The organism is Haladaptatus marinus, from assembly GCF_051194195.1.
In genome coordinates this window covers 400,931-415,523 of sequence record NZ_JBLZNK010000003.1, presented here as the reverse complement: position 1 = coordinate 415,523, position 14,593 = coordinate 400,931, and the positions used below count along the sequence as shown (strand labels likewise).

At 59.2% G+C, this 14,593-nt stretch carries 11 protein-coding genes, 1 tRNA gene and 1 pseudogene; 9 read left to right on the top strand and 4 right to left on the bottom strand.

What is annotated here, in order from left to right; genetic code table 11:
• Positions 1–22: 22 nt before the first annotated feature.
• The 8 genes from ACN2TU_RS07945 (at position 23) to ACN2TU_RS07910 (ending at position 9,138) form a co-directional block, all read left to right on the top strand.
• Positions 23–1,096, top strand: a complete 1,074-nt coding sequence (locus ACN2TU_RS07945; RefSeq protein WP_435154492.1) for a GNAT family N-acetyltransferase — start codon at positions 23–25, stop codon at positions 1,094–1,096.
• Positions 1,093–2,166 carry a DUF354 domain-containing protein gene (locus ACN2TU_RS07940; protein WP_435154491.1) on the top strand — a complete coding sequence of 358 codons (1,074 nt, stop codon included), beginning with the start codon at positions 1,093–1,095 and terminating at the stop codon, positions 2,164–2,166. Before ACN2TU_RS07945 ends, ACN2TU_RS07940 begins: the two co-directional genes overlap by 4 nt.
• 134 nt (positions 2,167–2,300) lie before the next feature.
• On the top strand, positions 2,301–3,242 hold the full coding sequence (locus tag ACN2TU_RS07935; protein ID WP_435154490.1) for a glycosyltransferase: 942 nt from the start codon (positions 2,301–2,303) through the stop codon (positions 3,240–3,242).
• Positions 3,242–4,294 carry a DUF354 domain-containing protein gene (locus tag ACN2TU_RS07930; RefSeq protein WP_435154489.1) on the top strand — a complete coding sequence of 351 codons (1,053 nt, stop codon included), beginning with the start codon at positions 3,242–3,244 and terminating at the stop codon, positions 4,292–4,294. Before ACN2TU_RS07935 ends, ACN2TU_RS07930 begins: the two co-directional genes overlap by 1 nt.
• Before the next feature lie 25 nt (positions 4,295–4,319).
• Positions 4,320–6,131 (top strand): hypothetical protein, encoded by a 1,812-nt coding sequence (locus ACN2TU_RS07925; protein WP_435154488.1) that lies wholly within the window; start codon positions 4,320–4,322, stop codon positions 6,129–6,131.
• A gap of 281 nt (positions 6,132–6,412) precedes the next feature.
• Positions 6,413–7,999 carry an alkaline phosphatase family protein gene (locus tag ACN2TU_RS07920; RefSeq protein ID WP_435154486.1) on the top strand — a complete coding sequence of 529 codons (1,587 nt, stop codon included), beginning with the start codon at positions 6,413–6,415 and terminating at the stop codon, positions 7,997–7,999.
• On the top strand, positions 7,996–8,949 hold the full coding sequence (locus ACN2TU_RS07915) for an NAD-dependent epimerase/dehydratase family protein (protein ID WP_435154484.1): 954 nt from the start codon (positions 7,996–7,998) through the stop codon (positions 8,947–8,949). The genes ACN2TU_RS07920 and ACN2TU_RS07915 overlap by 4 nt, the downstream gene beginning before the upstream one ends.
• A gap of 104 nt (positions 8,950–9,053) precedes the next feature.
• Positions 9,054–9,138: transfer RNA gene (locus tag ACN2TU_RS07910), tRNA-OTHER, on the top strand.
• Positions 9,139–9,675: 537 nt separating this feature from the next.
• On the opposite strand, the gene ACN2TU_RS07905 is transcribed toward ACN2TU_RS07910, so the two are convergent.
• The 3 genes and pseudogenes from ACN2TU_RS07905 to ACN2TU_RS07895 all read right to left on the bottom strand — a co-directional run.
• Complete coding sequence (locus tag ACN2TU_RS07905; RefSeq protein ID WP_435154482.1) at positions 9,676–10,635, bottom strand: polysaccharide deacetylase family protein; 960 nt, start codon at positions 10,633–10,635, stop codon at positions 9,676–9,678.
• Positions 10,636–10,723: 88 nt separating this feature from the next.
• Positions 10,724–12,544 (bottom strand): glutamine--fructose-6-phosphate transaminase (isomerizing), encoded by a 1,821-nt coding sequence (glmS, locus tag ACN2TU_RS07900; protein WP_435154480.1) that lies wholly within the window; start codon positions 12,542–12,544, stop codon positions 10,724–10,726.
• 544 nt (positions 12,545–13,088) lie between these two features.
• Positions 13,089–13,439 (bottom strand): annotated as a pseudogene (locus tag ACN2TU_RS07895) (chemotaxis protein CheW); the annotation flags it as partial.
• A 225-nt stretch (positions 13,440–13,664) separates the two neighbouring features.
• Between ACN2TU_RS07895 and ACN2TU_RS07890 the strand changes: the two are divergent.
• Positions 13,665–14,006, top strand: a complete 342-nt coding sequence (locus ACN2TU_RS07890) for an ArsR/SmtB family transcription factor (protein WP_435154478.1) — start codon at positions 13,665–13,667, stop codon at positions 14,004–14,006.
• Between the two features lie 208 nt (positions 14,007–14,214).
• On the opposite strand, the gene ACN2TU_RS07885 is transcribed toward ACN2TU_RS07890, so the two are convergent.
• Positions 14,215–14,529, bottom strand: coding sequence for a chemotaxis protein CheW (locus tag ACN2TU_RS07885; RefSeq protein WP_435154477.1), 315 nt, complete (start codon positions 14,527–14,529; stop codon positions 14,215–14,217).
• Positions 14,530–14,593 lie beyond the last annotated feature (64 nt).

Sequence of the window (14,593 nt, the reverse complement as noted above, 5' to 3'; positions counted from 1 at the left end):
GCGTTATCGACTGGTGAGACGAATGAGAGTCGAACGTTTAGACCTCGAAGAATGGGAAGACGAACTCCCCTCGAACGGGTTCGAGGTGTTTCACCTCCCCGAAGCGCTCGCCGCCATCGAGCGCCACACGGCAGGGGAGCTTCGCCTGTACGGGGGATTCAAAGGACAGCAAGCGATCGCGTTGCTTCCAGTCGTCGTCCGAAACGGGCCGCTCGGAACGGCCGCGCTCTCGCCACCGCCGGGATTGGCGATACCGCGACTCGGCCCGATTCTGATGCCGACGAGCCCGAAACGGCGAAAACAGGAGAAAGTCAACCGGGAGTTCACCGAGACGGTGCTCGACCGGATTCGAGCGGATTACACCGGACAACTCGCTCGCGTCGGGTTCGATTCACCGGTCGCACAGCGGGTCGGTGAACAGATGGAATCGGGACTTACCCTGTTTCGCATGCTCTGTGGGACTGCCTACGGCGACCCACGGCCATACGTTTGGGGGGACTTGGATGTCGAACCGTACTTCACGTACCACCTGAACCTCGAATCGACGACGGCGGACGCGGTGAAAAAGTCGTTCAGCAAGAGCCTCCGGCGCGAGATTCGTGACGCGACGGAGTTGGACGTAACCGTCAGCCGAGAGGGAATCGAAGGTGCGCGCGAAGTGTACACGGACACGGTCGAGCGATACGACGAGCAGGGAGAAACCCTCGGCCTGTCGTGGAACTACGTCCGCGACCTCTGGGAGGGGCTCGGCGACCACGCGCAAACATACGTCGCTCGCGATTCTTCGGGCAACTACTTGAGCGGCATCACGGCGCTCTACTCCAACGACGCGGCGTACTTCTGGCAGGGTGGTGCCCGGGCCGTCTACGAGGGAACCAGCGTGAACAGCCTCGTCCACTGGCGTATCATCGAGGACATCGTGGCGGGGTCGCCGGTCGAATCGGTGACGACCTACGACCTGATGGGAGCAAACACGGAACGGCTCTGTCGGTACAAAGCGAAGTTCGGAGCTGACCTCGTCCCATACTATCTCGTCGAATCGAGTGGCAGAACGATGGATGCCGCGAAACGAGCCTACCAGTTTGTCAGGGGATGAAGTACCTGTTTTTCACCAACACGCCCGCGCACGTCCACCTCTATCGACACGCGGTGGAGACCTTGCGCGAGCGTGGACACGACGTACTCGTCCTGGGGCGTGATTACGGCTGTACGCGCGCTCTGCTAGAGTATCACGACTTGCCCCACGAGATTTATGGGAAGTGCGAGACGACGAAGTTCTCGCTGTTCCGCGAGCTCCCCGAACAGTATCTCGAAATCTTCCGTCGCGCCCGTCGATATCGTCCCGACCTCATCTTCGGCGTCGGCTCGTACGCGGCCCACGCCGGAGCGCTCACGCGAACCCCCGTCGTCGTCGTCGCTGATTCGGAACCGACGACTATCGACCACGTCGTCTCCCGACCCTTCGTGGACACGTTCCTCACGCCACACACCTTCGGCAAAGACCTCGGCGCGAAACATTACGAGTTCCGGGGCTTCAAAGAGCTCGCCTATCTGCACCCCGACGTGTACGAACCCGACCCGACGATTCGAGAGCAGTTGGGGGTCGGGCCGGATGAGGAGTTCGTCATCGTCCGGTTCAACGCATTCGGTTCACACCACGACGTGGGGCATTCCGGGTTCTCGCCCGAAAAACGACGGCAACTGGTCTCCGCGCTCTCGGAGCGGGCGACGGTGTTTGTCTCAGACGAGGGGGGGAACCCGGCACCCGACGACGCCAGACCGTTCGACCTGCACCCGGCGCGACTCCACGATGCCCTCGCGGAAGCGTCCCTGCTGGTCGCGGATACGCAGACGATGGTGACGGAGGCCGCGCTGCTCGGGACGCCCGCGATTCGGTCGAACTCCTTCGTTGGCGAGTCGGATATGGGTAACTTCCTCGAACTCGAGCGTGAAGGGCTCATCGACAATTTCCGCGATTTCGAGGATGTGTTGGGGAAATCGCTCACGATACTTGCGGACGATTCCGCCAAAGAACGCCTTCGCGCTCGGCGGGACGAATACCTCGCTGATAAAGTGAATCTGACCGACGTTATCGTGGACGTTGCCACGAAGGCGGCCCCCACGACAAAACCGATAGAGCGCACTGTCGCGGTTTCGAGACGATGATCGGAGACGGAGCTTCGGGACGGTATGACTCCCCTGTCGCGCTGGAGAGGCCGATAAAGCGGTGGATAACAAAGCCGTTCTCGGGCGAGTCTCCCGACACTGTGACGAGGGGAGTTATTCAATCGAGCACCGGTATGGAATCCTCACTACGAGTATTAAACCTCGTGACGAACACCGACGCCCGCTTCTTCAACGAGCAGGTGCGGGTTCTCGGCGAGCGCGGCGTCCGAGGAGATACGCTCGCACCGCCCGGAATCCACCGCGCCCGCGACGAGTCGGTCACTCGTCGCTCGCCGAGCGATTACCTGCGCTTTTTCCCGACCGTCCTCCGGAACTCGCTCGGCGAGTACGATCTGATTCACGCGAACTACGGATTGACGGCCCCCATGGCGCTTGCCCAACCTCGGTTACCGGTCGTCCTTTCTTTGTGGGGGTCAGACCTCCTCGGTGAGTACGGCTGGCTCAGCAAACGCTGTGCGCGCCACTGTGACGCAGTTATCGTGATGTCCGAGGAGATGGCCGCGGAACTCGATTGCGACTGCCACGTCATCCCGCACGGCATCAATCTGTCGCGGTTCGCGCCGATGTCGAAGTCGATAGCGCGCGATAAAGTCGGGTGGCGACGAGACGCCAAGCACGTCCTCTTTCCGTACCCGCCAACACGGGAGATAAAGGACTTCCCACGGGCGGAGCGAGTCGTCGCCGCCGCCGCCGAACGCGTCGAGGGGCAGGTCGAACTCCAGAGCGTTTTCGGCGTCGAACACGACGAGATGTCGAACTACTACAACGCCGCGGACGCGCTCTTGCTCCCCTCGAAGAGCGAAGGGTCACCGAACTCAGTCAAGGAAGCGATGGCCTGCAATCTACCAGTCGTAACGACCGATGTGGGGGACGTGCGCGACCGCCTGTCGGATGTAACTCCGTCGCACGTCTGTCGCTCGGACGCCGAACTCGTGGCCGGACTGGTAGACGTGCTGTCCGACCCTCGACAATCGAACGGGCGTGAGAACGTCCGCGACATCAGCCTCGAACGGATGGGTGAACGAATCCGCGGCGTATATCAAACCGTCATCTAATGCAGTTCGTCATCACCATCCAGCACCCGGCGCACGTCCACTTCTTCCGACACGTCATCGCATCGTTGGAGACGGACGGACACGACGTGCACGTCTTTGCACGGGACAAGGACATCGCGATCGACCTGCTCGACCAGTACGACATCGAGCACACCGTCCTCGCCGGAAAAGCCAACAGCCTCACCGGGCTGGCCCGGGTGCAGGCGACCTACGAAGCGCGTTTGCTCCACGAAGCCATGCGAATTCGTCCAGACGTGATGACCGCCATCGGCGGTGTTGCAGTGTCTCACGTCGCCCCCCTGGTCGGCGCACGGAGCGTCGTCTGGATAGACAACGAAGGAGCACAGTCACACCGACTCACGACACCGCTGGCGCACATGGTCTGCACTCCACGTCGGTTTCGCGACGACTTCGGTGCGAACCACGTTCGCTACGACGGCTATCACGAACTGGCGTATCTCCACCCGAACCGGTTTGCTCCCGACCCCGACCGACTGCGAGAGTACGGCGTGATTCCAGACGAACCCTACTTTCTCGTTCGGTTTCGGCAGTGGTCTGCCCTGCACGATGTGGGACAAAACGGCTTCTCCCGCGAAGCGAAACGTGACCTCATCTCGTTCCTTTCCGACCACGGCGAGGTGTACGTCACGAGCGAATCGACGCTTCCGGAGGAGTTTGCGGCGTATCGACTGCCGGTTCCTCCGCACCTCGTTCACGATTTGCTCGCCTTCGCTAACCTCTACGTCGGCGATTCCGCGACGATGGCGACGGAGGCCGCCGTGCTTGGAACTCCGGCAGTACGAGCGCAGTCGTTCGCCGGGGAGGACGATATGACCAACTTCCTCGAACTGGCCGAGTACGGCCTGCTCTATTCGACCTCGGACGACCGTGACGCCGTGGAACAGGCCAAACGTCTCGTCCGTGACGCAGACCCCGAGACGTTCGAGCGACGGCGAGAACGTCTCATCGACGACAAAATCGACGTGGCGGGCTACGTGACCGACGTGCTCGTCCGCACTGGTCAGGGACAGGTACTCCATAACAAAGGGTGAACCGACCGACGCGGGAAACGAGTGAATGGCACGAACTGTTACACACCGACTGGAGAAGTCCGTGCTCGTCGTCGGATTTTTGGCGCTCACGGCGGGCGTTTTCGTGGCACACGAATCGCCGGCACGAGTGTACGAGTTGTCGATATATCGAGCAACGCCTCTGCTCTTTTGGGTCGGCGCTGGCGTGGCGCTACTGGCGGGAATCGGCGTTGCGGTGTCGGCACCGGATTGGTACCGCTCGCTCGGCCTCGTCCTCGGCGGCACGGTGACCCTTTCGATCGCGTCGCTTCCGGTTATTCGCGGGTATCACTTCTACGGACCGGGCGATGCGCTGACCCACCTTGGCTGGGCGAAAGATATCGTCGCGGGCAGGATGGAACCCTACGAACTGCTCTATCCCGGGACACACACGGTCGGCGTCGTCATCAGCGAGATAACCGGACTCCCACTCCGGCGGTCGCTCCTGTTGATGGTGTCCGCGTTCGTCCTCGTCTACCTGTTGTTCGTCCCGTTGACGGTGCGAGCCATCGTCGACGATGACCGCGCCGTAACGTTCGCAGCGTTGGCTGGCTTCCTTCTCCTCCCCATCAACGCTATCAGTGTCTTCGTCATGCCGCATCCGACATCACAGGCGATTCTGTTTCTCCCGCTCGTCATCTACCTGTTGGCGAAATACATCACGACCACGGACGGCCGACGACTCCCGCTGCTCGGGTCGTCGGCCGGAACGCTACTCGCGCTGGCGTCCGTCGCCATCGTCTTCGTCCATCCACAACAGGCGGCGAACGCCATCCTGCTCTTCAGTGGCGTCGTCGTCGTTCAGTTCATCTATCGGTTGTTCAGGGACGGGCACGCCATCTCTCGGCATCGCGCACTGTACGGACAGACGATGTTTCTTGCGGCAGTGTTCCTGCTGTGGACGCCATTCCACGAACGGTCGGGTGGCGCGGTAACGGCACTCATCACGAGCCTCCTCGATGACCCGGCGGCGGCGGCCGACACGACAAAGGCGGCGGCGAGTCTCTCGCAACTCGGTGGAAGCATCCGACTGTTGTTCCTGAAACTGTTCCTCGTCGGCGTGATTTTCAGCGTCATCGCGGGGATTTTCATGCTCGGCGGTCTGCTCGACCGCGTGCGGGGGACGAACACCAGCGCATTTACGAAATACATCGCTATCGGGATGATTCCGCTGACGCTTCTCTTCGGTGCGTTTTTCGCCGCGAGTTTGGGCCAGTTCCACTTCCGGGTGTTAGGATTTATGATGGTACCGGTGACGATTTTCGGCGGCGTGGCAGTCGCCCGCAGCGTCGATGGCCTCGAATCGAGATTACCGAACGGCGGCCCAGTCTCGGTGTTTGCGGGCGGAGTGTTCGTCATCTTCCTCGTTTTCTCGCTGTTGACGGTGTTCCACTCGCCGTACATGTACCAACCATCCGGACAGGTTTCGGAGTCGAGTATGACGGGCTACGAAACCGCGTTCGAGAATCGAGGGGACGTGAGTTTCACCGGACTTCGGTCGTCCGGCGAGCGGTATTCAGATGCGATTCTGGGATACGAGAGGAGCAAGGGAGCCGACTGGCGAGGTGAACCGATTTACGGGAGCGATATGAACGCGACGGAGGATAACTTCACCGCGGGACGACTCACGACCGTCCTCGAAGAACCGCGTTATCTGCCGGTAACTGACGCCGCCAGACAGCGCGAGTTAACCGTGTACAAGGGACTTCGGTTCCCGAAGAGAGGGTTCCGAACGCTCGACAGCAACCCCCGCGTCTCGCGGGTGCAGTCGGGCGGCGGCTTCGACCTCTACTACATCGAACCACGAAGTTCAGAGTAGCAGACAGGAGAACAGTTTCGGTATGATCGCGATTTCTCTGTGCGGCTCCGTTCGCAGGCTGTGGGTGTGAACCCGGTGGCGTGACGATTACCGGAGGTAGAACCTCCAAGTCATCATCGTCGCACCGGTGGGAACAACACACGTACAGCACAACCGTCAGCCCTGCCCTACCAGTCGTAATCGAACCCTCTTCTGCTGAAATCAGCCCATAACAAAGCGAATCCCAGTGGTTCGAAGTGACAGAGCCACGGGCAGGTCGGCCTGCCCCGGCGACGATACATATGTCGATGGAAACTTCGAACCCAGAGAGGGCGTTCGTTCTCGGATTTGACGGCGTCCCATGGGGCTTGATTCGCCGATGGACAGAGGAGGGACAGTTACCGAATTTCGCTCGGTTGGTCGAAGAAGGGGCATCCGGCCCCCTCTCGAGCACGACACCGGACGCCACGCCACTTGCGTGGCCGACCATTGCGACGGGAGTGTGGCCCGACAAACACGGCCTGTACGATTTCCAACATCTGGAGTCGGGATACACTCACAGAATGAACACCAGCGCCGACGTGCGCCGCCCGGAGCTCTGGGATATCGTCTCGCCCGCCGTGGTCGGCAACGTCCCGATGACCTACCCCGCGAGCGAAATCGATGGCACACTCGTTACCGGAATGATGACGCCGGAGATGGACGAGCGGTTTACCCATCCACCGGAGTTCAGCGAGGAACTCCGGGAGACAATTCCGGACTACAAAATCGGGCTTTCGTGGGACGAGTTCCGCGACCGACCGGATGAGTTTCGCAAAGAACTGTCCTCCCTGTTGGGCAATCGGCGCAAACTAATGCATCGGTTGATGGAAGAAGATTGGCGGCTCTTTTTCTTTGTCTACACCGCGCCCGACCGCCTCCAACATCTCATCTGGGAGGACGACGTGTTGCTCGAACATTATCGCGAACTGGACGACATCCTCGGCGAAGCAATGGAGTACGCCGAGTCCAACGACGCTGCGTTGTTCGTCGTCTCAGACCACGGCTTCGGTCCGATTTCTCGGTTCGTCTTTCTCAACAGTCTGTTGGAACGCGAAGGACTGCTGCACCGGAAAGGCGGGGACGGGACGCGAGGGGCACTCGCACGTCTCGGCCTGACGAAAAACCGTGTTCAAGGGCTTCTCTCTCGAATGGGTGTCAACGAGAAATTGCTAGTCGAACATCTGCCGCGTTCCGTCGTCGATTCCGTCGCTGCACAGGTTCCGGGCGAGCACAACCTCTACGACGTTGATTTCGAGGAGACGGTCGCGTTCGCGCACGGGTCGGGCAACGTCTACGTCAACGACACGATACGGTTTGACCCCGGCGTCGTCACACCCGAGGACGTTCCCGCCATCAAAGAAGACCTCCGATCGCTGTTCGAGGGGCTGACCGACCCACAGACCGAAGACACCGTCCTCGAAGTTCACGACGGCGACGAACTGTTCGCCACTGACCCCCGCTCGCCCGACCTCGTCGTCAAAGGACGCGACGAATACGAAACTGCCGTGTCGTTGACGAGGGATGTGTTCAGGGATAGCGGGAGCAAAGTCGCCAGTCACCGACCGGAAGGCATCTTCCTCGCGTGGGGACCGAGCGTCGAGCATGGAGCGACGCCGACCGATGCGAGCGTAACCGACGTCGCACCGACGGTTCTCCACGCGCTGGACGAGGCAGTTCCCTCGGACGCCGACGGTCGGGTGTTGAAAGAGATTTTCCACACGGGGTCGAAACCCGGTCGGCGGGCGGTTTCTCAGCGCGAATATGGCGAGTCGGGGAGCCCCACCGCGGTCGAAGTGAACTTCGACGACGTGGAAGACCGACTCCGGGGACTCGGGTATATGGAATGAACCGGACGATTACTTCGAGCGACGGGGACGAACTCGGCCCCAGCGGACAGATTATCCTCGTCACGGGCGGAGCTGGCTTCGTCGGCAGTCATCTCGTGAACGCGTTGACGAAGACGAACGAGGTTCGTGTCCTCGATGATTTCTCGTCCGGAAGTCGGGGGAACCTCCCGGATGGAGTGGCCATCTTCGATGGGGACGTTCGCGACCCGAAAACGGTTCGAGAGGCGATGGACGGCGTCGATACCGTCTTCCACGAAGCCGCGATGGTCAGCGTCGAGCAGTCGGTCGAACATCCGCTTCGAAGCCACGCCGTGACGTGTGATGGTACCCTCGTCGTCCTCGACCGCGCTCGTCGGGAGGACGCGCGGGTCGTCCTCGCTTCCAGCGCCGCCGTGTACGGCCATCCCGAATCGGTTCCGATTTCGGAATCAGCGCGGAAGAGGCCGACCTCTCCGTACGGTATCGACAAACTGACCGCCGACCAGTACGCACGCCGGTTTTGCGACCTGTATGGGGTTGAAACGGTCACACTTCGATATTTCAACGTCTATGGTTCGCGACAAAATCCGGAGTACAGCGGCGTCGTGAAGGCGTTCATGGAACAAGCGCGGAGGAACGAGGACATAACGGTCGAAGGTGACGGGGTTCAAACCCGGGACTTCGTCCACGTCTCGGACGTCGTGCAGGCCAACCTCCGCGCCGGAACGACCGACCGGACGGGAGAAGCCTTCAACGTCGGAACCGGAGAGAGCGTTACGATTCGAGAACTCGCGGAGACGGTTCGAAACGTGACCGGATCGGACTCCGACATCGTCCACACCGACCCGCGAGTGGGTGACATCGACCACAGCCGGGCGGACGTAACCCGAGCACAGGAGGCGTTGGGCTACGAACCCACGGTTTCGCTGTCGTCAGGACTCGGTTCGCTCATCGACGAACTAACGGCCTGATCCGAGGCCACCCACTATCGATGTGTGCGTTCCTGCTGAAGGTGTCACTGAACCGTCTTCAGTCGGCCCATAACAAAGATAGTTCCTGCCCACGCATGAAACGTGGAAGGGTGGCTCAGTGGTAGAGCACCACCGATTCGTCGGTGGGAGCCTGATAGGCTTCGCGTGGTTCGAATCCCGCCCCTTCCGCTATTACGAAGAACGGACGTGACGAGGTATAGCGAAATAGCATTCGAATCCTACAAGTCACAGCCCGGAACGGCGGGACGCCGCATGCCTGGAATGTCTCGTTCCGATCCGGATTCCGTCCCTTCTGCTTTGACCTGATTTTCGAGTTGTTATTGTGAGTTTCGGGTGGGGAGTAGATGTTTGATACTGGAATGAACGAAGTCACAACCGCAAAAACCGGGCTACTGTGACCGCAGCTGATTCCAGTCGCACCCCACGTGAAGAGTAAAATTATTCGCTGCTGGCAAAACCGCCCCACGAATTTGTGACTCGAGAACGCCAACCCAAATTTGGCCGGAAACGGGCGAATGGCGGGGAGAAGGCGTGGGGCGCGAAGCCCCAGCACTCGGACCTGGCCTGCGCCTGGCAGTCAGCATACCGAGACCAAAATCGATTGCAGAGTATCGAGAGTGTGATCTGCACTATTCGTTTCCTCACACCCAATCCGACAGTCCGTGGTCACTCACTCGACATTCGACCAGGAAAAACTCGTTCTCGCTATCGCGGGCCGATCGGGGTTCGAGTCGTGGCGGGGTCGGTTTCCCGAAGTTGATCGGCGACCTCGCCCATCGTCAACACCTGCACCCTCGCCTCGTCTCGTCGCTTGGCGAGGTGTTCGAGCACGATGCGCAGGCGCTCGAAGTCACGCTCTTCGGTGAAGTTGTTGGGATGCATCCAGAGGTGGAAAATGCCCTCGTCGGTAGCCGCGGCGCGGTCGATGCCGCGTTTCGCCGACCGAATGAGGGGGTCATCCCAGATGCGTTCGGTGAGGGTTCGCACCCGTCCCTCGTAGCCGAAGAGGAACATCGAGGCGGGGATGTTTATCAGCCCGTACTCGTCCGTCTCTGGGGTAACGAGCGGCGGACTCGTTCTGCTCACGGCCAGGTCGATGACTTTCGCCAGCGATTGCAATCGCGTTTCGTCGTACCAGAGTTCCGGACGGGTTCCCCGATAACAGGTGAATCCATAGGCCGCGAGCACGTCTCGATGCCCGATATTGTTCCGCGGGAAGACGAACGATTCCAAGTCGTAGCCGGTGTCGTCCGCGATTTCGAGGCTCGCTCGCGTCTCGGCGACTGCCACCTCTCGGGTCGTTCGCTCGTCGCCGTATTCGACGTGCGAGAACGTGTGACACCCGATTTCGTGGTTCGCCTTTGCGTTGGCGATATCCTCGATGAGCCCGTCCGCGAACCAGAGTGGATGGCGCTCCGCGACGCCGCTCGGGTCGCGGTCAAACCAGTCGTCAGTCGGTGCTACGTGGCCAGTGTGCTCTCCGTCACACGAATCGAGAAAGAGGTGTCCGACGACTGCCCACGTGGCCGGAACGTCGAACTCGTCGAAGAGTGCGAGGAGCCGAGACCACGACGTTCGTGCGCTCTCGACGTGTTCGGGAACCTCCGAGAGGTCGTGGTACCCCCACGCTAGCTCGGCGTCCAGAGAGAGTACGACGGCGTTCATTAGTGTCGAAACTGGGGTTGGACAGCGATTAAACCGCGCTGACCGTTCAGGTTGATTCGGACGGGTAAGCTTCGATTACCCGTTCGGTTCATTCGACAGTCACGCTCTTGGCCAGATTACGCGGTTTATCGATGGGTCGGTCGAGCTGTGCCGCGGCGTGATACGAGAGCAACTGGAGTTGGACGTTGGCGAGGATACCCGCGACATCGGGATGGGTATCCGGAATCGTCAGCACGTCGTCCGCGTACTGGACGATTTCCTCGTTTGCGTCGCTCGCGACTGCGACGACCGGCGCGCCACGGGCCTCGACTTCCTTGACGTTGCTCAGCGTCTTTTGGTCGTGACGCCCGGTGAACACCGCAAACACGGGTGTTGCAGGCGTAACGAGCGCCAGCGGACCGTGTTTCAACTCACCTGCCGCGAAACCTTCCGCGTGTTCGTATGATATTTCCTTGAATTTGAGCGCGCCTTCGAGTGCGACAGGATAGACCGACCCTCGTCCGATGAAGAAGTATGCCTCGCTGTCGTGGTACTGCTTTGCTATTCGGTGGGCCTTCGAATAGTCGAGAATCTGTTGGACGTGGTCAGGGAGGTCGGAAAGGGCCGACAGCACTTCCTTGATATCCTCGCTCCGGTGACCGACCACGTCGCGAACGAGTCGCTCACCGAGCAGGGAGAGCGAAACGACCTGCGAGGAGAACGTCTTCGTCGCGGCGACACCGATTTCCGGTCCGGCCCGGATGAACAGCGCGTCGTCACACTCACGGGCTGCTGTCGAACCGACGACGTTCGTCACTGCAAGCGTCCGCGCACCACCGGCTTTCGCACGTCTGAGGGCAGCAAGCGTGTCCGCCGTCTCGCCACTCTGGGTGACGCCGATAACGAGCGTCTTTTCATCGACAGGTGGTGAGGAAACGGCGTACTCACTCGCGAGGAAGGTCTGGGACGGCAGTCCACGACTACTGGCAAAGTGGCTTCCGACGAGCCCAGCATGGTATGACGTTCCACAGGCGACGAACTGGATACGCTGGATTTCCTCGAACGTCCCCGGAGGGAAATCTTCGAGATCAATATCGCCCGTCATGGGGTCTGCACGGCCTCGAAGCGTCTGCCGGAGGGATGTTGGCTGTTCGTGAATCTCCTTGAGCATGTAATGGTCGTATCCCCCCTTTCCGGCATCTTCTGGATCCCAATCAACCGTCTGAATCGGCCGTTCGACTAGTTCTCCGTCGAGCGTCGTGATTTCGTGCTGCCCCGGTTCGATGATGACCACGTCACCGTCGTCGAGGAAAATGACCTCATCGGTGAAGTCCAAGAACGCGGGCACGTCACTCGCGAGGAAGTACTTCTCGTCTCGAACCCCGAGCACGAGCGGTGATCCGGAGCGAGTCGCGTAGATGGCGTCGCTATCATCGACCAACATGGCGATGGCGTAGCTTCCCGAGAGCCGACGAACCGTCCGTCGGAACGCCTGTTCCGGCGTTGCACCATCCGCGAGATACTCCTCTACCAGATGTGGGACGACTTCGGTATCAGTATCACTTTGGAAGTGATGACCACGTTGGCTGAGCTCCGTCCTCAGTTCGTCGTAGTTTTCGATGATACCGTTGTGAACGACTGCGACGCGCTCGGAACAGTCAGTGTGCGGATGGGCGTTCTCGTCGGTTGGTGGCCCGTGGGTGCTCCACCGAGTGTGACCGATTCCGAGTCCACCGGCCGGAACCTCGTTCGCCAGCAAATCCTTGAGGTTCGAAATTTGCCCTTCGCGCTTGAACACCGTCGGGCCACGCCCGTTTTTGACTGCCAGCCCTGCCGAATCGTATCCTCGGTATTCGAGATTTTCGAGACCGACGAGTAGTTCGTCCACTGCGTCGTCGGTTTCGCCGATCCGAGCGATGATACCACACATTAGTAGGATACCTCCCACATTTCGTTTGTACTCATTGCTGACCGAATGAAAGATAGCGTTCGTTCTGGTGTGCGTTACGACCCTTGACTATTGTTCGCTTAGCGTTCGGAAATCTCATAGGTAACTCCCTCCACCGTGTCCTGAGCTCCTCGATGGAACCGATATCGAGGGCTGAACTGTATCTACGAATCCCCTGATTCCCTCTTTGTTATACACTCGCTGAACAGTCCGAAGGCTCAACTTATGATTCGCTAAGACTGTCGTACTCCCGGCCGTCTGTGAGAATTCGGATGGCAGTTTCATCCGTGAAAAATTTCGGAATCAACGATACCGACTGGTACGAGGAAATTTTTTTCGAGCTATCTATTCGGAACGTGAATCGACTGCTATCGCGAAATCGTAACAGCGGTTACGACGCTACTACTTGGAGTAATTCTACACGTAGCCAAAGACAGTGGAGGAGACTAACAACGAGAAATCAACAATCGTGGCCGCCAGGTACTCACGATTTCTGGTTTCGCACGCGCTGTGACGGATTCGATTCTCAATCGTTCATCGCCGATGGCTTGACCCAGATGACGAATTCGTCGTTCTGTCGAAGGACGCCGTGAACCGATTTACTCTCGATCGAGTCGTCTACATCGGCCTCGTCGACGCTAATCACCTGATTCACCTTGTCGATGAGCCAACCGATGCTTCGTTGATCCGCCGTCTCGAAGACGACGACACGGTTACCTGTCTCAGAATCGTTCAACCCGAAGACCGTGCTCGGGTTGACGATCGTCGTCGTTCCGCGAAGATCCACCACTCCCTCGACGTGCGGCGCGGAGTCCGGAAGTTCGGTCAATTCGTGTCTGACAACGATTTCATCGATATGTGCGATATCGACACAGTACTGTTTGTTTTCGAGTCAGAAGACCAAAACCTGTAGTTTCGAAACGATTTTTGACATGATTTCCACTCCCCCGGGAATCCACTTTATTGTTCCGCTGAGCGCTGTCGTGTCTATTTCCCTTTCTGATTCGCACATTCTTTCTATAATTTGAACTTTTTTATAGTAAGTTTCGGAGAGATCCGGTACGGTATCTTTTTATGGTCTTGTTATCAAACCCGATAACCGATGGGGACCGTGGAACTGCTCCGGGTGCTCGGCAACAAGTACAACGCCGAGATACTCGATGCGACACACGAGCCGAAATCCGCGCAGGAGTTGAGCGAGGAGCTCGGCATCCCGATAGCGACGAGTTATCGTCGAATCGAGGAGCTCACTGAGGCGAATCTGCTCGAACTCACTGGTCGGGAGTTCTCCAACGAAGGGCGTCGAACCAAAGTGTACCGCCGGGACATCGATAGCGTTTCAATCGGTTTTTCGCGCGACGGTATCGATGTCGCCGTCGAAGACCGACCCGAGGTCGAAAACTCGTTGGTCGACGTGTGGTATGATCTCAAACAGGAACGATGAGATGCAGCTAACTGAACTCCTCTACATCGCGTTTAGTCTTAGTTTGGTGGTTGCGGGTCTCTCGATGGTTGCATTCGCAGTGCGTGCCTATCACCGAACGTCCCGTCCCGCGCTTTTTCATCTCTCGGTCGGATTCACCCGACTCGTCGCAGCATCCCTCGCGACGACCATCAGTGCGTTTTTATTCAATTTTGGAGAGATTCGGTACTTACTCGTCCAAGCGGATGCCGATTTTCTGTTTGTCGTCGGGTCGGTCGAGGACGAGGACGCCTTCACCGCGTTCGTCCGAACCGACCGAGAGAAACTGTTTCGGGTCGATGATGGCAGTCGTCTCGCCGCGGAGGTCCATCACGCCTTCGATGGAGTCGGACGTGCGCGGAATCCGCGTGACCCGTTTTACTACCACGATGCTGTCAACTTGGTCGATATCGATGGCACACACGTCGTCACCGAGTCGGAACTCGACGACTTGGGTCTTCTCGCCCGCGTCGTCTTCTACCGGTTCATGTTTCTGAACGCTCATAGTCAACTAGTCAATATATCGAAGTCCAGAATATAAAACCCACTCCCTGCTATCACGAAGGATA

Bases quoted from the DNA above. Each gene is read 5' to 3' on its own strand.
- ACN2TU_RS07945 (WP_435154492.1), top strand. From the start codon at position 23: ATGAGAGTCGAACGTTTAGACCTCGAAGAATGGGAAGACGAACTCCCC.
- ACN2TU_RS07940 (WP_435154491.1), top strand. From the start codon at position 1,093: ATGAAGTACCTGTTTTTCACCAACACGCCCGCGCACGTCCACCTCTAT.
- ACN2TU_RS07935 (WP_435154490.1), top strand. From the start codon at position 2,301: ATGGAATCCTCACTACGAGTATTAAACCTCGTGACGAACACCGACGCC.
- ACN2TU_RS07930 (WP_435154489.1), top strand. From the start codon at position 3,242: ATGCAGTTCGTCATCACCATCCAGCACCCGGCGCACGTCCACTTCTTC.
- ACN2TU_RS07925 (WP_435154488.1), top strand. From the start codon at position 4,320: ATGGCACGAACTGTTACACACCGACTGGAGAAGTCCGTGCTCGTCGTC.
- ACN2TU_RS07920 (WP_435154486.1), top strand. From the start codon at position 6,413: ATGTCGATGGAAACTTCGAACCCAGAGAGGGCGTTCGTTCTCGGATTT.
- ACN2TU_RS07915 (WP_435154484.1), top strand. From the start codon at position 7,996: ATGAACCGGACGATTACTTCGAGCGACGGGGACGAACTCGGCCCCAGC.
- ACN2TU_RS07905 (WP_435154482.1), bottom strand. From the start codon at position 10,635: ATGAACGCCGTCGTACTCTCTCTGGACGCCGAGCTAGCGTGGGGGTAC.
- glmS (WP_435154480.1), bottom strand. From the start codon at position 12,544: ATGTGTGGTATCATCGCTCGGATCGGCGAAACCGACGACGCAGTGGAC.
- ACN2TU_RS07890 (WP_435154478.1), top strand. From the start codon at position 13,665: ATGGGGACCGTGGAACTGCTCCGGGTGCTCGGCAACAAGTACAACGCC.
- ACN2TU_RS07885 (WP_435154477.1), bottom strand. From the start codon at position 14,529: ATGAGCGTTCAGAAACATGAACCGGTAGAAGACGACGCGGGCGAGAAG.